This window comes from Blastococcus sp. SYSU DS0753, from assembly GCF_054051175.1.
Genome location: NZ_JBJHAT010000038.1, coordinates 19636 through 36720, shown reverse-complemented (window position 1 = coordinate 36720; position 17085 = coordinate 19636). Strand labels below are relative to the sequence as shown.

General features: G+C 76.1%; 13 protein-coding genes. 10 read left to right on the top strand and 3 right to left on the bottom strand.

All coding sequences use genetic code 11. The annotated features are described in order from the left end of the window. Positions 1-148 precede the first annotated feature (148 nt). From ACI799_RS20195 to ACI799_RS20155, 9 genes are all read left to right on the top strand, one after another. The gene (locus tag ACI799_RS20195; RefSeq protein ID WP_456589900.1) at positions 149-922 is read left to right on the top strand and encodes a DUF3152 domain-containing protein; all 774 of its coding nucleotides are present in this window, start codon (positions 149-151) and stop codon (positions 920-922) included. 71 nt (positions 923-993) lie between these two features. Further along, the gene (locus ACI799_RS20190; RefSeq protein WP_456613784.1) at positions 994-2499 is read left to right on the top strand and encodes a hypothetical protein; all 1506 of its coding nucleotides are present in this window, start codon (positions 994-996) and stop codon (positions 2497-2499) included. Positions 2500-2655: 156 nt separating this feature from the next. Beyond that, positions 2656-3816: an adenylyltransferase/sulfurtransferase MoeZ gene (moeZ, locus tag ACI799_RS20185; protein ID WP_456589898.1), complete on the top strand. Its 1161-nt coding sequence runs from the start codon at positions 2656-2658 to the stop codon at positions 3814-3816. A 139-nt stretch (positions 3817-3955) separates the two neighbouring features. Next, entirely contained in the window at positions 3956-4543 is a 588-nt protein-coding gene (locus tag ACI799_RS20180; RefSeq protein ID WP_456589897.1) for a TIGR03086 family metal-binding protein, read from the top strand. 29 nt (positions 4544-4572) lie between these two features. After that, entirely contained in the window at positions 4573-4968 is a 396-nt protein-coding gene (locus ACI799_RS20175) for an MGMT family protein (RefSeq protein ID WP_456589896.1), read from the top strand. A gap of 53 nt (positions 4969-5021) precedes the next feature. Beyond that, entirely contained in the window at positions 5022-5735 is a 714-nt protein-coding gene (locus tag ACI799_RS20170) for a transglycosylase domain-containing protein (protein ID WP_456599916.1), read from the top strand. 36 nt (positions 5736-5771) lie between these two features. After that, complete coding sequence (locus tag ACI799_RS20165) at positions 5772-5933, top strand: hypothetical protein (RefSeq protein ID WP_456589894.1); 162 nt, start codon at positions 5772-5774, stop codon at positions 5931-5933. 63 nt (positions 5934-5996) lie between these two features. Beyond that, positions 5997-9179 (top strand): ATP-dependent helicase, encoded by a 3183-nt coding sequence (locus tag ACI799_RS20160; RefSeq protein WP_456613783.1) that lies wholly within the window; start codon positions 5997-5999, stop codon positions 9177-9179. Beyond that, positions 9176-12559 carry an ATP-dependent helicase gene (locus ACI799_RS20155; protein WP_456613782.1) on the top strand — a complete coding sequence of 1128 codons (3384 nt, stop codon included), beginning with the start codon at positions 9176-9178 and terminating at the stop codon, positions 12557-12559. Before ACI799_RS20160 ends, ACI799_RS20155 begins: the two co-directional genes overlap by 4 nt. Positions 12560-12588: 29 nt before the next feature. Here the strand turns inward: ACI799_RS20155 and ACI799_RS20150 are convergent, their stop codons facing one another. Both ACI799_RS20150 and ACI799_RS20145 read right to left on the bottom strand, forming a co-directional pair. Continuing rightward, positions 12589-13605 carry a DUF4349 domain-containing protein gene (locus ACI799_RS20150; RefSeq protein ID WP_456613781.1) on the bottom strand — a complete coding sequence of 339 codons (1017 nt, stop codon included), beginning with the start codon at positions 13603-13605 and terminating at the stop codon, positions 12589-12591. A gap of 303 nt (positions 13606-13908) precedes the next feature. Further along, entirely contained in the window at positions 13909-14760 is an 852-nt protein-coding gene (locus tag ACI799_RS20145) for an alpha/beta fold hydrolase (RefSeq protein WP_456597117.1), read from the bottom strand. A gap of 56 nt (positions 14761-14816) precedes the next feature. On the opposite strand from ACI799_RS20145, the gene ACI799_RS20140 reads away from it, so the two are divergent. Continuing rightward, positions 14817-16229: a M20/M25/M40 family metallo-hydrolase gene (locus ACI799_RS20140; protein WP_456589889.1), complete on the top strand. Its 1413-nt coding sequence runs from the start codon at positions 14817-14819 to the stop codon at positions 16227-16229. A 30-nt stretch (positions 16230-16259) separates the two neighbouring features. Here ACI799_RS20140 and ACI799_RS20135 read toward each other — a convergent pair whose 3' ends face one another. Then, positions 16260-17060, bottom strand: a complete 801-nt coding sequence (locus ACI799_RS20135) for a putative protein N(5)-glutamine methyltransferase (RefSeq protein ID WP_456599912.1) — start codon at positions 17058-17060, stop codon at positions 16260-16262. Positions 17061-17085: the final 25 nt, after the last annotated feature.

The following is a 17085-nucleotide window of genomic DNA, read 5'->3' as shown; positions in this document are numbered from 1 at the left end:
CGCCGCGGCCCCCCGCCCCCCCCCCGCGCCCCCCCCCCCGGCCCCCCCCCCCCCCCCCCCCCCCCCCCCCCCCCCCCCCCCCCCCCCCCCCCCCCCCCCCCCCCCCCCCCCCCCCCCCGCCGGCCCCCGGGGTCGGCTGCGCCGGTTCGTGCGGCGCCACGGCTGGCGGGCCTACGCGATCCCCTTCCTGGCGCTCGCCACGGTCGCCGTCCTCGTCGACCTCGCGCTGCACCCTCCGGGCGCGACGCCCGCCGCCCCCGCCGCGGTGGCCACCTCGGCCCCGGCGGTCGAGACCTCCGCCCCGGCGCCCTCCCCACCGGCCGAGCCGGTGGCCCCCGCCGAGGGGGATGCCGGCCCGTCGGAGACCGCCCCGCCGGAAGCGGTTGCGGAGGAGTACGTGCAGCAGGGGGCGGGCAGCCTCTCGCTGGTCGGCGGCGGCTCGGAGGTGTACGGCACCGGCCCGCTGCAGCGGTTCATCGTCGAGGTGGAGGACGGCATCGGCGTGGACGGCGCGGCGTTCGCGGACGCCGTCACGGAGACGCTCGGCGACCCGCGGTCCTGGGGCAACGGTGGGCGCTACTCCTTCCAGCGGGTGGGCGAGGGCGCGGCGTTCGACTTCCGGGTGAGCCTGGTCAGCCCCGGCAGCATGGAGACCTACTGCCCGGGCGTGGGCACCGGCGGTTACACCTCCTGCCGGTACGGCGACCGCGCGGTGATCAACCTCGCCCGGTGGGCGACCGCCGTCCCGCACTACGGGGGCGACATCGCCACCTACCGGCGGTACGTGGTCAACCACGAGGTCGGGCACGTGCTCGGGAACGGGCACGTGCAGTGCCCCGGGCCCGGGCAGCTCGCCCCGGTGATGCAGCAGCAGACCCTCGGGCTGCAGGGGTGCGTCCCGAACGCCTGGCCCTTCCCGTGACGCCGGGTGCACGTGGCCGGGGGGCGAGCCGGCCGGTCCCTCGGTGGCCGAGTCGGTGGGCGCACGACCCGATGCTGCGGACGTTCGAGGAGCGGGTGCGGCACCGCCCGGACGAGCCGTTGTCGCCGCTGGTCGAGCACGACCTGACCGACGGGCTCGATGCGCCGGCCGGGACGCTTATGAGGCTGGGGCCGGGGCCGCGGGCGCCCTTCTGCGCCGTCGTCCTGGACGTCGCGCGGATGGCTGACGGCGGAACGGTGGTGTGCGGGCTCGCCGGCCCGGGGGGCGTGTTCGCCGGGTACCGCGACGCCGACGGCGCGGTCGTGCTGGAGGTCGAGGGACCCGACGGGCCGGTCGTGGTCGGGACGGCGCCGGTGACGCTGGCCGCCCCCTTCCGGCTGGCCTGCGTGGTCAACGAGAACCGGGTGACCGTGCTGGTGGCCGCCGACGACGGCTGGCGTCCCGTGCTCAGCCTGCGCGACGAGATCGTCCGCACGACCGACCTCCGGGACCCGCAGGTGCTGGGCGCGCTGGAGTACGCCGCAGGGGTCCGCGGCCCGGAGGGGACGGTGCTGGCCCGGCTGGCCGCCGGTTACTCCGGGGCCGTGGGGCTCCGGGATCCCCAGGTGGTCCGGCGCCCCGACGGCCGCCCGGTCGTACGCGACGGGCAGCTCTACCTCACCGCCACCAACGCGGGACTGGGCTTCTTCGAGCACGCGCACTGGGGGGTGTGGACCCTCGACCTCGCCGACCCCTCCCGGCTGACCCAGGTGGGCGCGGTGTTCTCCGAGCGGGACGGTCTGCTCCTCGGTGACCACGCCGGCGCCATCGTCTGGGAGGAGGAGTCCGACCGGTACCTGGTGTTCGTCTCCTCGTGGGGCGACCACACACCCGAGCGTGGCGTCCACGTCCGGCATGCAACCGTCACCGGCACCGACCTGCTCCGGGGGGTGCACGTGCTCCGCACCGAACGGTTGGCCCTGCCCACCGAGGTCAGCGCCTGGGATCCCTCGCTGGCCCGTGTGGGTGACCGCTGGTACCTGGCCTTCACCGAGTGCCCGTCGTTCGGGCCCCCGCGCTACGTCTTCCGCCCAGCGCTGGCCACCACGACCGCCGCCGAGCCCGTCACGGGCCTGGAGCGGGTCGGGTCCGACGACGCACTCGAGCAGGCGGAGGGCACGATCCTGCAGCGGCTCGGGCGCTCCTGGTACGTGCTGGCCAGCGACCGGGATGCCGCGGCGTACCCGGTGTACGACCTCGGCCTCCGGCGGATCGGGGCGTTGCGGGCGCCCTACGGCTCGAACATCCCCCACCCCATGGTGGTCCCGGTGGGCGACCACTCCGGGCCGTGGTGGATGGTCACCTTCGACGGCACCTCCTGGCACGAGCCGGTGCTGGGGTACGGCACCCACGGGGACCTCGTGGTGCACATCGCGCAGCCGCCGTCGGCTCGGACGTCGCTGGCGGCGGCGGCCCGGGCCGCCGCCCGGCGGCTGCCCGATCCCCTCCGCGATCGCCTCGGCGTCGCCCTCGCCGCGGGCCGCGGAGCAGCGCAGCGGGTCCGCACGCGCCGCTGATCGCGGTCCGCCGCGCCCGGGCCGGGCCCCGGTGCCGACCGGCCGGGTGCGTCGGCAGGGACCTCCGGGGTCGGTGGGATTAGGGGCGCGTGCCACGCTGTTGTCGCCAACGACTACCGGCCCGTGGGGCCGTGTCCGCGACATGAAGGAGCAAGCGTGTCCCTGCCACCGCTGGTGGAGCCGGCCGCCGACCTGTCGATCGACGAGGTCCGCCGCTACAGCCGCCACCTGATCATCCCCGACGTCGGCATGGACGGTCAGAAGCGCCTGAAGAACGCCAAGGTCCTGGCCGTGGGTGCCGGGGGTCTGGGCTCGCCGGTGCTGATGTACCTGGCCGCGGCCGGGGTCGGCACGCTCGGCATCGTCGAGTTCGACACCGTCGACGAGTCCAACCTGCAGCGTCAGATCATCCACGGGCAGTCCGACGTCGGGCGGTCGAAGGCCGAGAGCGCGCGGGACTCCATCAAGGAGATCAACCCGCTGATCGACGTCCGGCTGCACGAGACGCGGCTGGACAGCGACAACGTCCTCGACATCTTCGGCCAGTACGACCTGATCGTCGACGGCACCGACAACTTCGCCACGCGCTACCTGGTCAACGACGCGTGCGTGCTGCTGAACAAGCCCTACGTGTGGGGCTCGATCTACCGGTTCGACGGCCAGGTCTCGGTCTTCTGGAACGAGCACGGCCCCAACTACCGCGACCTCTACCCCGTGCCGCCGCCGCCCGGCATGGTCCCCAGCTGCGCCGAGGGTGGCGTGCTCGGCGTGCTGTGCGCGACCATCGGCGCGATCCAGGCGACCGAGGCGGTCAAGCTCATCACCGGCATCGGCGAGACGCTGCTCGGCCGGCTCATGGTCTACGACGCCCTGGAGATGACCTTCCGCGAGATCAAGGTCCGCAAGGACCCCGAGGGCGAGCCGATCACGGAGCTCATCGACTACGAGGCGTTCTGCGGCGTCGTCTCCGAGGAGGCCCAGGAGGCTGCCGCGGGTTCGACGATCACCGTCGACGAGCTCAAGGACATGATGGACGCCGGCAAGGAGTTCGAGCTGATCGACGTCCGGGAGCCCAACGAGTACGAGATCGTCTCGATCCCCGGCGCCACGCTGATCCCCAAGGACGAGATCCTCTCCGGCCGTGCCCTGGCGCAGCTGCCGCAGGACAAGCCGATCGTGCTGCACTGCAAGACCGGCGTGCGCTCGGCCGAGGCGCTCGCCGCGGTCAAGAACGCCGGCTTCAAGGACGCCGTGCACGTCCAGGGCGGCGTGACGGCGTGGGCCACCCGCATCGACAAGGCGCTGCCCACCTACTGAGAGGACCCTGTCCCTCCCCGCGACACGCTTCGCGCGCCGCGGGACCCTGGGACAGGGCCGTTCCAGCAGCTCACCGGGGCCCGGTCCGCTTCCCACCAAGGGGAGGCGGGCCGGGCCCTCGGCATGTTGGACTGGCGCCATGGCCGACTTCTCGCCCGTGGAGCTCCTCGAGCTCTTCCAACGCGCCCAGAACCAGTTCACCGACCGGGTCGACGCCGTGGCGCCGGACCAGTGGGAGGGCGAGTCGCTGCCCGGGTGGACGGTCGCCGACCTGGTGGCGCACCTGGTGAACGAGGCGCTGTGGGTGCCCCCGCTGCTCGCCGGTGAGCCCTACGACGTGATCGAGGGCCGGTTCCCCGACGACACCACCGACCTCCTGGGCGACGATCCGCTGCTGGGCTGGGAGTCCGCGGCCGACGGCGCGCTGTCGGCGTTCGCCGAGGACGAGGGCCTCGTCCGCACCGTGCACCTGTCGCGGGGCCCGACGCCGACCACCGAGTACATCTTCGAGATGACCACCGATCTGACCGTGCACGCCTGGGACCTCGCCCGGGCCACGGGCAGCGACACCGAGCTGGACGGCGAGCTGGTGACCGCCGCGCTGGTCTACGCCGAACGTCTCCCCGAGGACGGGGTGCCCGGGCTGTTCGACCCGCCGCTGGACGTCTCCCCGGCGGCGCCGCCGCAGACCAGGCTGCTGGCCCGCTTCGGGCGAAAGGACTTCTGACCCACCGCCCGGCGTACCACGATGGGCGCGTGACCGATGCCGCGCTCGACGTCGACGAGGCCGTCTTCGACGAGGTGGAGCGGATCCCGCCCGGGCGGGTGAGCACCTACGGCGCCATCGGCCGGCTGGTGGGCGTCGGGCCGCGCAGGGTGGCGCGGGCGCTGAGCTCCGGCGGGGGCGCAGTGCCTTGGTACCGCGTGGTGCGCGCCGACGGCTCGGCCGCCGAGCCGGTGCGCGCCCGCCAGCTGGAGCTGCTGGCCGGCGAGGGGGTTCCGGTGCGCAACGGGAAGGTGGACCTGGCGGCCGTCGGCTGGCCCGACCGGGGAGCCGGCGGTGTCCTCCCTCGGGATGATCGCGGACCGGTGCCGGATCGCCCTCCGGGGCGATGCGCGCCGACCGGGCCGCACGGTGAGCTGACCCGGTGACGTCCCCGGCCCGGCAGCAGCCCCTTCCGCCCGCTCCGGCGCGGTCCCGACCCGTGCGGTCCCGCGGCGCCCGCATCCGGCGGGCCTGCGTCCGCCTGGTGGCCGGCGTGCTCGTCCTGCTCTGCGCGGCGTTCGCCGTCGGCTGGGCGGTGACCCCCGACGTGGTCGACGCCCAGGAGCGGGTGGCCGAACGGCTGGCGGAGCACGGCGGCACTCCGACGACCGGGGAGGTGCCACCGCGCATCGCCGACGCGCTGCTGGCCACCGAGGACAGCCGGTTCGGCTCGCACCCCGGGATCGACTGGCGCGGCGCGCTGCGGGCGCCGCTCGGGCTGGTCGTCGGGCGCGACCTGGGCGGCTCGACCCTGCAGCACCAGCTGGCCCGGGTGCTCTACGAGGACGGCGCCACGGACACGCCGGCCAGGGCGCGATCGCTGGTGCTGGCCGTCAAGCTCGACCAGACCTGGACCGACGACCAGATCCTCCGCATGTACCTGGACGCCGTGTACTTCGGCCACGGGTTCTACGGGGTGCAGGCGGCGGCCGAGGGCTACTTCGGGCTGGCCCCCGACGAGCTCGACTGGGCGCAGGCCACCGTGCTCGTCGGGCTGGTGCAGGGTCCCAGCGCCTACGACCCCTTCGTGTACCCCGAGCGCGCGGCCGCCCGGCAGGCCCACGTGCTCGACCGGCTGGTGGCCGTGGGAACCCTCTCCCGGTCGGAGGCCGACCGGATCGCCGCCGAACCGTGGAACCTCACCGGCGGATGACTCCAGTTCCGGTCCCCGGCTGCCGACGACATGGACATGAACACCATGGCGTGCAGGGCAGTGGCCCAGGCCGGACTGGTCGCCGGAACCGCGTCGCTGGACCGGGAGCAGGCATTCCCGCTGCTCCTGGTGGCCGGCTGGCTGACCACCGCGGCCGACCTGATGCTCGAGCAGTCGTTGCTGGACTCCCTGGCCTGACCCACCCGCTCCATCCACCCCGCCCGTCCCCGGATCGTCGTACCCCCGTGCTTCCATCGAGGAGTGGCACAGCGCGGGGGTGAGGGCGGTCCGGTCTACCGGTTGCTGCCGGGGGAGCCGCCGCGCTCCACCGCGCCGCTGCTCGATCCCACCCAGCAGGCCGTCGTCGACCACCCGGGCGGGCCGCTGCTGGTGCTCGCCGGCCCCGGCACGGGCAAGACGACGACGATCGTCGAGGCCGTCGCGACGCGCATCGACGCCGGCGTCGACCCCGAGCAGATCCTCGTCCTGACCTTCAGCCGCAAGGCCGCCGCCGAGCTGCGCACCCGGATCACCTCCCGGGTCGCCCGCACCATCCGCGAGCCGCTGGCGCGCACCTTCCACTCCTACGCCTACGGCGTGCTCCGGCGCGCCGCCGTGCTGCGGGGGGATCCGCCGCCCCGGCTGCTCACCTCCGCCGAGCAGGACGCCGTCGTCGCCGAGCTGCTGCGGGGTGACGCCGAGGGTGAGGGCACCGTCCGGTGGCCCGACGACCTCGCCCCCGCGCTGGGCACCGAGGGCTTCCGGGCGGAGTTGCGGGAGCTGCTGCTGCGGGCGACCGAGCGGGGGGTCGACGCCGAGCGCCTGGCCGCCTGGGGCCGGGAGACCGGCCGCGAGCACTGGGTGCACGCGGCCGCGTTCCAGCAGCAGTACGAGAACGTCAGCGACTTCTGGGTGGCGTCCCGGGGCGACGCCTCCGGCTACGACCCCGCGGAGCTGGTCCGGCAGGCGATCCTCGAGCTGACCGGTGACCCCGAGCTGCTCCGCCAGGAGCGCGAGCGCGCCCGCTGGCTGTTCGTCGACGAGTACCAGGACACCGACCCGGCGCAGGTCGAGCTACTGGAGCTGCTCGCCGGGGGCGGGGGGAACCTGGTCGCCGTCGGTGACCCCGACCAGTCCATCTACGCGTTCCGCGGCGCCGAGCCGCGGGGCATCGTGGAGTTCACCGAGCGGTTCCGGCACTCCGGCGGGCGCGCCGCCGGGCGGGTGTCGCTGGGAGTCTGCCGCCGATCGGGCGCGGAGCTGCTGCGGATCAGCCGCCAGGTGGCCGAGGGGCTGCCCGGTCCCTGGGAGCACCGCCGGCTGGCCGCGGGGGAGGGAATCCCGCCGGGCGAGGCGGAGGTGCACGTGTTCGGCTCGGCCGCGGTCGAGGCCGCCTACGTCTCCGACGTGCTGCGCCGCGCGCACCTGCTCGACGGCGTCCCGTGGTCGGAGATGGCCGTCGTCGTGCGCACCGCGGCGGTGCTCGGGCCGTTCCGGCGCGCCCTGGCCTCGGCCGGGGTGCCGGTCGCCGTCTCCACCGACGAGCTCCCGCTGGCCGCCCAGCCCGCCGTCGCCCCGTTCCTGCGGGTGCTGGCGGCGCTGCTGCCCGGCCCGGACGGGGAGCCCGCCGGTCTGGACGAACCGGGCGCCGAGGCGCTGCTGTCCTCGCCCCTGGGCGGGGCCACCGTGCTGGACCTGCGGCGGCTCCGCCGGGCCGTGCGCACCGCGCTGGCCAAGCAGGGGCTGGACGCCGCGGAGCGCGGCGCCCCGCTCGCTGCCGCGCTCACCGACGCGGCGCTGCTGGAGGCGCTGCCCGAGCACGTCGCCCGTCCGGCGATCCGGGTGGCGGCCGTGCTGGACGCCGGCCGGTTCGCGCTCGCCCAGGACGGCACCGCGGAGGACGTGCTGTGGGCCATGTGGCAGCGCAGCGGCCTGGCGACGCGCTGGGCACGGGCCAGCGCCGCCGGCGGCCCGTCGGGGGCGGTGGCCGACCGCGACCTCGACGCGGTCGTGGCCCTGTTCGACGCCGCCGCCGGCTTCGTCGACCGGCTGCCGTCCGCCGACGTGCGGGCGTTCGTCGAGCACCTCTCCGCGCAGGAGCTCCCCGGCGACACCGGCGCCGCGCGGGCGGTCGCCGGCGAGACGGTCCGGCTGCTCACCGCCCACGCCGCCAAGGGCCTGGAGTGGGACCTGGTCTGCGTCTCGGGAGTGCAGGAGGGACTGTGGCCGGACCTGCGGGAGCGCGCGTCGCTGCTGGGCGCCGAGCTGCTGGTGGAGATGGCGGCCGGCATCGACGGCGCCTCGACCGACCGGCGCGCCCTGGCCCTGGCCGAGGAGCGGCGGCTGTTCTATGTCGCCTGCACCCGGGCCCGGCGACGGCTGGTGGTGACCGCCGTCGAGGGCGCCCTCGACGGGGCCGACGCCGGTGCGTCGGCGTCCCGGTTCCTCGACCTGGTGTCCCCGCCGCCGCCCGACGGGCGTCCGCTCACCGAGCTGCCCCGGGCGCTCACCCTGCCCGCGCTCGTCGCCGAGCTGCGCCGGGCAGTCACCGACCCGCACACCCCGCCGGCCCGGCGCTCCGCCGCGGCGGCGCTGCTGCGCCGGCTCGCCGACGAGGGCGTGCCCGGTGCGGCACCAGCCCGCTGGTGGGGGCTCGCACCGCTCTCGGACGACGCGCCGCTCGTCGACGAGGAGCTGCCGGTGCGGGTGCGCCCGTCGGCGATCGAGACCTTCCAGCGCTGCCCCCTGCGGTGGGTGCTCGGCGCGGTCGGCGCCGAGGCCTCGCCCGACGCCACCCGCACCGTGGGCTCGGCCGTCCACGCCGTGGCCCAGCAGGTGGCCGAGGGGCTGCCCGCGCCCGACGCGCGCACCGTGCTCGACGCCGAGCTCGACCAGCTCGACCTCGGGCCCGGCTGGGCCGACCAGCGGCAGCGGGTGCACGCCCACGACATGCTCGACCGCTTCCTGCGCTGGCACGCCGCCAACCCGCGGGAGCTGGTCGGCGCGGAGGTCGACTTCGACGTGGTCGTGGGGCGGGCCCGCATCCGCGGCCAGGTCGACCGGCTCGAGCGCGACGCCGAGGGGCGGCTCGTGGTCGTCGACCTGAAGACCGGGAAGAGCGCGGCGAAGAACACCGAGGAGCACGGACAGCTCGCGGCCTACCAGGTGGCGGTCGCGGCCGGGGCCTTCGAGGGGCACGGCACCGTCCCCGGCGGCGCCGCCCTGCTCCAGGTCGGCACCGGCGCCAAGGCCAAGGAACAGCACCAGGAGCCGCTGCCCGCCGACGTGCCCCTCGAGGGCACGTGGGCCGGGGAGCTCGTCGCGGAGGTGGGCGCCGGTATGGGAGGGGCGACCTTCGAGGTGCGCACCGGTTCGCACTGCTCGCGCTGCCCGGCGCGGCGCAGCTGCCCGCTGCAGGAGCCCGGCCGGCAGGTGACCGGGTGACCCCGAGGCATGAGCGGCCCCGTCCAGAGGCTCGCCGCGAGCCTGCGAGCGGGGAGGAGGACGGGGTCCTTCAACTGTCCTTCGAGGACCTGCTGGCGGAGGTCCCCGCAGCGGAACCCGCGCCCCGCCGGCTGCTCACGCCCGCGGAGGTGGCGGCGCGCTGCGGGCTGTCCTACGCCCCGTCCGACGAGCAGGCCGGCGTCGTCTCCGCGCCCGCGGACCGGCCGCTGGTGGTCGTCGCCGGGGCCGGGTCGGGCAAGACCGAGACGATGGCCGCGCGGGTCTCCTACCTGGTGGCCAACCGGATCGTCGAGCCCGAGGCGATCCTCGGCCTCACCTTCACCCGCAAGGCCGCCAGCGAACTCAACGAGCGCATCCGGCTGCGCCTGGGTGCGCTGGCCCGCCACCCGGAGACCGAGGACGACCTGCGCGAACGGCTGGCGATCGCGCAGCCCACGGTCTCGACCTACCACGGTTACGCCGCCGCGCTGGTCGCCGAGCACGGCCTGCGGATCGGGGTGGAGCCCGGCGCCGGGGTGCTCGGCCCGGCGATGTGCTGGGGGCAGGCGGCCACCGTCGTCGCGGCCTGGACCGGCGACATGGCCGACGTCCCGCTCACCCTGCTCACCACCGTCGAGGACGTGCTGGCGCTGGCCGCGGAGATGGGCGAGCACGACGTGACCCCCGCGGCCCTGCGCACCTGGACGGCGCGGCTGGAGGCGCAGATCGCCGGCTACGCGGACGCCCCGAGGAAGAAGGGGCCCTACGCCGCGGTCGCCGAGATGCTCGCCCGGCAGAAGGCCCGCGTGGCGCTGCTGCCGCTGGTCGAGGCGTTCGAGGCGCGCAAGCGTGCCCTGGGCTCCATCGACTACGCCGACCAGGTGGCCCACGCCGCGCGCATCGCCGTCGCCGCGCCCGAGGTCGGCCGGCGCGAGCGCGCCCGCTGGAAGGTGGTGCTCCTCGACGAGTACCAGGACACCAGCGTCGGGCAGCTGCGCATGCTGGAGGCGCTCTTCGGCGGGGCGAGCGGCCACCCGGTGCTCGCCGTCGGTGATCCCCGGCAGTCCATCTACGGGTGGCGCGGGGCCTCGGCCGGCACCATCGAGCGCTTCGCCCGCACCTTCCCCGGGCGTCCGGGCCGCGCCGCGCAGCGGTTGACGCTGGCCACCAGTTGGCGCAACGACGAGGCGGTGCTGGCGGTGGCCAACGCCGTCTCGGCGATGCTGCCCGAGCCAGCGCAGCCGCTGCCCGACCTCGCCCCGGCGCCCACCGCCGGCCGCGGCTCGGTCACCGTCGGGCTGTACGAGACCGTCGCCGAGGAGACCGCGGCCCTGGCCGACCGGCTGGCCGCCTGCTGGGACGGCGCGGACCCCGCCGTCCCGGCGAAGGACGGGCAGCACCGCCCGCCGTCGATGGCCGTGCTGGTGCGCACCCGCAAGCAGCTGCCCGGCATCGCGGCGGCCCTGCGCGAGCGCGGACTGCCGGTCGAGGTCGTGGGGCTGGGCGGCCTGCTGGAGGTGCCGGAGGTATCCGACGTCGTCGCCACCCTCACCGTGTTGGTCGACCCGACGGCGGGTGACGCGATGGGCCGGCTGCTCACCGGTGCCCGCTGGCGGATCGGCCCCCGCGACCTCGCCGCCCTCGAGGCCCGCGCCCGCGCGCTCGTGCACGCGCGCCGGCCGGCCCGCCCGGCCGAGGGCGCGGAGGCCGGGGCGGTCGAGGTGCCGCAGGAGCGCGGCAGCATCGTCGAGGCGCTCGACGACCTCGGCGACGCCGCGCAGTACTCGCCCGCGGGCTACCGGCGGCTGCGCCGGCTGGGTGCCGAGCTCGCCCACCTGCGCGGCCGGATCGGGGAGTCGCTGCCCGACCTGGTCGACGAGGTGGCCCGCACCCTGGGCCTGGAGACCGAGCTGGCCAGCGCGCCGGGGATCAGCCCCGCCGGGGCCCGCGCCCACCTGGATGCGCTGCACGGTGTCGCGGCGGAGTTCACCGAGCTGGCCGAGCTGCCCTCGCTGCCGGCGTTCCTGGGCTACCTGCGCGACGCGGAGGAGCGGGAACGCGGCCTGGAGCCCGGGGAGGTGGCGGTCAACCCGGAGGCGGTGCAGCTGCTCACCGGGCACTCGGCCAAGGGGCTGGAGTGGGACGTCGTCGCCGTGCCCGGCATGACCGCCGACCAGTTCCCGGCGCGCACCAACGCCAGCGACTCCTGGATCAAGGACCCGGGCGCGGTCCCGGTCGACCTCCGGCTCACCGACCGGGAGGAGCTGCCCCGGCTGCGCCTGCCGGTGCCCGGCTCCGGTGACCAGGCGGTGGTCCGGGACGCCCTGGAGGAGTACGTCCAGGACTGGAAGGACTTCGGCCGGGACGAGGAGATCCGGCTCGGCTACGTCGCCGTCACCCGGGCGAAGCGGCTGCTGCTGTGCTCGGGCAGCTGGTGGCGTGACGGCGTGAAGCCGTGCGGGCCGTCGTCCCTGCTGCACACCGCCAAGGAGGCGTGCGAGGCCGGCGCCGGCACCGTCGTCCACTGGGCCCCGGCGCCCGAGGACGGCGCGACCAACCCCGCGTTGGAGGAGTGGCCGGTCGGTGTCTGGCCGGCCGACCCGCTCTCCGAGCCGCGCCGGCGGGCGCTCACCGCCGCCGCGCAGCTGGTCGAGGGCGCCGCGCCGCACCCGCTGGAACCCGAGCGGTCGTTCGGCGGGGAGGACGAGCTCGTCGGGCAGTGGGTGCGCGACGCCGACCTGCTGCTGCGCGAGCGGGCGCGGCAGGAGAGCCCGACCGTCGACGTCCCGCTGCCCTCCCACCTGTCGGTGTCGGCGCTGGTCACCCTCCGCCGCAACCCGGCCGAGCTGGCCCGCCGGCTGCGCCGCCCGATGCCGGCGGCGCCCGCTCCTCAGGCCCGCCGCGGCACCGCCTTCCACGCCTGGCTGGAGGAGCGGTTCGGCGCCGCGCGGCTGGTCGACCTCGACGAGCTGCCCGGCTCCGGCGACGAGCTCGCCGCGCCCGACGACGCCCTGGACGAGCTGCGCGAGGCCTTCCTCGCCAGCGAGTGGGCCGATCGCCAGCCCGTCGAGGTGGAGGTGCCGTTCGAGACGCCGTTGGGGCCGATCACGCTGCGGGGCCGGATCGACGCGGTGTTCCAGGGCGAGGACGGCGGCTACGAGGTCATCGACTGGAAGACCGGTCCACCGCCCTCGGGCGGCGAGCTGGCCGCCGCCGGTGTCCAGCTGGCCGCCTACCGGCTGGGCTGGTCGCGGCTGACCGGGGTGCCGGTCGAACGGGTGAGCGCCGGCTTCCACCACGTGGCCGCCAAGGAGACGATCCGGCCTGTCGACCTGCTCGACGAGTCCGGGCTGCTCGCGCTGATCACCGGAACGGGCTGACCCGTCCTTCCTCTCGGCAGGAGAACCCATCAGCCCTGCGGCGTGGTGGGCGGGGCCGGGGGTGGCGTCGCCGGGGGCGGGGCCGCCGCGGGCGCTCGCCGCCGCGCTCGGCGGACCGGCACGAGGACCGCACCGGCCACCAGCGCGGCGACGGCCACCCACGGCAGGACGACCCCGAGGACGACGGCGACCGAACCGGCGGTCGACGCCAGGGCCCGCCACCCGGTGCCCAGCCCGCCGAGGAAGCCGTCGGGCCCACCGGGCGGCGCCACGCCGAACGGCTCCAGGTGCACGCGCAGCGTCGACAGCTCCACCCGGTCGGCCAGCAGCGCGCGCCGCGACAGCAGCGACTCCAGCTGCTCCTGCCGGTCGGAGAGGGCCTTCTCGGCGGCCAGTAGGGCCTCGGTGTCGGCCGCCCCCTCCATCAGCGTCTGCAGCCGCGCCACGGAGGTCTGCAGCGCCGCGATCCGCGCGTCCAGGTCGACCACCGTCGTCGTGACGTCGGAGTGGGACACCGACACGTTCGCGACGTCGCCGAGGTCCTCGAGCTCGGCCAGCACACCGGTGAGCTCGGACGCCGGCACCCGCACCACGAGCTCGGCGACGGCCCCTCGAGTGCCGTCCCCCGACGCCGTCTGCTCGGTGCGCTCCTCGATCCGCCCGCCGACGGACTCGACCAGCTCGCTCACCTGCTGGGCACCCTCGGCCGGGTCCTCGACCGCCACGGAGGCGCTGGCAGTGGTCACCACCTGCCGGTCGCCATCGGTCTCGAGCGGGTCGTCCGGCGCACTTCCGAGATCCCCCGGGATCGCGGGCACGGGAGCGACCGCGCCCCCGCCGGCACCGCCGTCCGCGCTACCGGACTCCGCGCCCGGCGAGCCCGTGCAGCCGGCCAGCAGCGCCAGTGCCAGGGCCGCGGCTGCCGCGCCGAGGAAGCGCCGCACGGGCCGGACCGCAGGCCGCTGGGCCGCCACCGACCGGCGTCGATGCCCGATCGCGACGCGGACGGTTGTCACGAGCCCCGCGCGGATCCGTCGTCCGGCCATGGCGGTGCGATCCTTTCCCTCGGGTGTCTTCCCGGGGGATGACGGCCCGACGTGCGTGACACGTTCCCGCGGGAACGCGTCGCGGGCACCGGAGCTCACCCCGGCGCACGGTGACGGCCGACCGTGCGGGGGCGACGGCCCCAGCGGCTCCTGGGCGGAGGGCCCAGCCGGTGCCGACACGTCGGCTCGTCGACGAGTCGACATGTCGTCGGCGATCGTGCTCAGGACGGCGTCAGGCCGGACTGCTGGGCAGGGGGGCCGTCGGGGGCCGGTGCGAGCGGGTCGGCGTCGGCGGCGGCGCGCTCAGGACGAGGCGACGCGGTCCAGGATCGCCGCGGCCAGCTGCTCGGGCGCCTGCTCGGGGACCCAGTGCGTGATCCCGGGCAGCTCGACGAACCGGTAGTCGCCGGTCACGAACTCCTCGCACGCCTGCGCGGCCGTGCGGCCGATCGCGACGTCGGCGTCGCTCCACACGTAGGTGGTGGGCACCTCGACCTTGTCCACGCGGATGTCCGAGCTCATCGCGCGGTACCAGTTCAGCGCCGCGGTCAGCGCGCCCGGCGCCGACAGCGCCGCCACGTACTCGTCCGCGGCCTCGGGGGAGACGCCGGTCTCGCCGTCGGCGCCCAGCAGCATCCGGCGCAGCCGCCGCGCGTCGTCGGCCAGCAGCACCTCCTCCGCCTTGCCCGGCTGCCAGAACAGCCGGATGTAGGCCGAGCGCTCCTTCTGCTCCGGGTCGATCCGGAAGGCCGCGGTGTACGCCGCCGGGTGCGGCACCGACACGGCGGTCAGCGACCGCACCCTGTCGCTGTGCCACGCGGCCAGCGTCCACGCCACGTTGGCACCCCAGTCGTGGCCCACCACGTCGGCCACCGGGATCTCCAGCGCCGTCATGAGGTCCGCCGTCACCTGCGCCAGATTCTGCATGGCGTAGGCCCCCACCTCGGCGGGCCGCGCGCCGGGGGAGTAGCCCAGCTGGTCCGGCGCGTAGGTGCGCAGACCTGCCTGGGTGAGCAGCGGCGTCACCGCGGCCCAGGACGCCGACGTCTGCGGGAAGCCGTGCAGGAGCAGCACCGGCCGGCCGTCCTCGGGTCCGTCGACGCGCACGTCGAAGGTCAGGTCGCCGACATCGGTCCGCAGCAGCTCTCCGGGCATGCCCCGGACGCTAGCCGGGCGGAGAGCGCTGCGCTGGCGGCACTACCGTCGACGCCGTGACCAGCGCCGAACGTGACTTCGTCCTCGACCACCTCGACGACCTGCACGCAGACCTCGACGCCTGGCTGCGCATCCCGTCCATCTCGGCCGACCCCGCGCACTCCCGCGACGTCGCCGCGAGCGCCACCTGGCTGGCCGACGCGCTGCGCCGGGTCGGCTTCCCGACCGTCGAGATCTGGCCGACCGCCGGCGCGCCGGCCGTCTTCGCCGAGTGGCCCAGCGCTGACACCGGTGCGCCGGTCGCCCTGGTCTACGGCCACCACGACGTGCAGCCGGTCGACCCGCTGGAGCTCTGGGAGCACCCGCCGTTCGAGCCCACCCGGGTCGAGGGCCCCGACGGCCCCGAGCTGCACGCCCGCGGGGCCATCGACGACAAGGGCAACGTCGCCTTCCACCTGCTCGGCATCCGCGCCCACCTGGCGGCGACCGGCCGCGACACCCCCGCCGTCACGGTGAAGCTGCTGATCGAGGGCGAGGAGGAGTCCGGGTCCCCGCACTTCGAGGCCCTGCTCCGGGAGAAGGCCGACCGGCTCGCCTGCGACGTCGTCGTCGTCAGCGACACCGGCATGGCCGCACCCGACGTGCCCAGTGCCGTGACCGCGATGCGCGGGCTGGCCGACGCCGAGATCACCCTGCGCGGCCCGGCGGTGGACCTGCACTCCGGGTCGTTCGGCGGCGCCGTGCCCAACCCGTTGCACGCCATGGCCGAGCTGATCGCGAAGCTGCACGACGACCAGGGCCGGGTGACCATCCCCGGCTTCTACGACGAGGTGCGGCCGCTGTCGGACCGCGAGCGCGAGCTGATGGGCCGGGTGCCCTTCGACGAGCAGGCCTGGCTGGCCGGCCCGGCCGCCTCGCGCGCGACCTACGGCGAGGCCGGCTTCAGCACCCTGGAGCGCACCGGCGCCCGCCCGACCGCGGAGGTCAACGGCATGTGGGGCGGGTACACCGGCCCCGGCCACAAGACGATCATCCCGGCCGAGGCGCACGCCAAGGTGACCTTCCGGCTCGTCTCCGACCAGCGGCCGGAGGACGTCGGCCCGCGACTGCGCGCCTGGGTGGCGGCCAACGTCCCGGCCGGCATCGAGGCCGAGGTGCACACGCCGCCGGGCGGCGTCGCCCCGTGCGCGAGCGACCTGGACTCCCCGTACATGGACGCGCTGCTGACCGCCATCGGTCAGGCCTTCGACCGCGATCCGGCCGACGTGCTCTTCACCCGCGAGGGAGGCAGCGGCCCCGAGGCGGCGATCGTCGAGGCGCTCGGTGCGCCGCTGCTGTTCCTCGGCGCGGGCCTGCCCACCGACCGCATCCACTCGCCGAACGAGCGGGTGCTGCTGCCGATGCTGTACCGCGGCGCGGAGGCGGCGGCGCACCTGTGGCGGGAGCTGGCCGCGGCGCCGCGGCGCTGAGGACCTGACGGCATTCCCGCGGGAACGCCGTCACCGCGTTTCCGGGAGGTCGTCCGGGAGCGTGCCGACGACGACGGTCGCGCCGAGGTCCTCGTCGGTCACCAGCCGGGGCAGCAGGCCGCCGCGGGTGACGACGTCGACCGCCGCCTGCGCCTGCCCCTCGCCGCACTCGAACAGCAGCGTCCCACCCGGCGCCAGCCACTCCGCCGCCCGGGCCGCGACCCGGCGGGCGAGCGCCAGCCCGTCCGCGCCGCCGTCGAGGGCGGTCCGCGGTTCGTGGTCGCGGGCCTCCGGCGGGAGGAGCCCGAGGGCGCCGGTCGGCACGTAGGGCACGTTCGCGGTGAGGACGGCGACCCGGCCGCGGAGCCCCGCCGGCAGCGCGTCGAACAGGTCGCCTTCGTGCACGGGCACCCCGGGAAGGTTGTCCCGGGCGCAGGCCGCGGCGGCGGGGTCGAGGTCGGCCGCGTGCAGCTGGATGCCCGGCACGGCCGCCGCGAGCGCGGCGCCGACCGCTCCCGTACCGCAGCACAGGTCGACGACGACGGCGCCCGGGCGGGCGAACGGCAGGGCCGCGCGGACCACCAGCTCGGTCCGGCGGCGCGGGACGAAGACCCCCGGCGCGACGGTGATCCGCAGCCCGCAGAACTCCGCCCAGCCCAGCAGCACCTCCAGGGGCGTCCCCGCCACCCGTCGCTCGACCAGCCGCGCCAGGTCGGCGGCGTCGCCGGCCGCGGATACGAGCAGGGCCGTCTCCTCCTCGGCGAAGACGCAGCCGACGGCCCGCAGCCGGGCCACGACCGCCGGGTCGGGCGCGGTTCCGGCGGGGTGCACGGCGGCCTCCTTCGACGGCGCGGGC

Excerpts from the sequence above, each read along its gene's own strand:
- ACI799_RS20180 (WP_456589897.1), top strand. The coding sequence starts at position 3,956 with ATGGCCGACTTCTCGCCCGTGGAGCTCCTCGAGCTCTTCCAACGCGCC.
- ACI799_RS20145 (WP_456597117.1), bottom strand. The coding sequence starts at position 14,760 with ATGCCCGGAGAGCTGCTGCGGACCGATGTCGGCGACCTGACCTTCGAC.
- ACI799_RS20190 (WP_456613784.1), top strand. The coding sequence starts at position 994 with ATGCTGCGGACGTTCGAGGAGCGGGTGCGGCACCGCCCGGACGAGCCG.
- ACI799_RS20165 (WP_456589894.1), top strand. The coding sequence starts at position 5,772 with ATGAACACCATGGCGTGCAGGGCAGTGGCCCAGGCCGGACTGGTCGCC.
- ACI799_RS20150 (WP_456613781.1), bottom strand. The coding sequence starts at position 13,605 with ATGGCCGGACGACGGATCCGCGCGGGGCTCGTGACAACCGTCCGCGTC.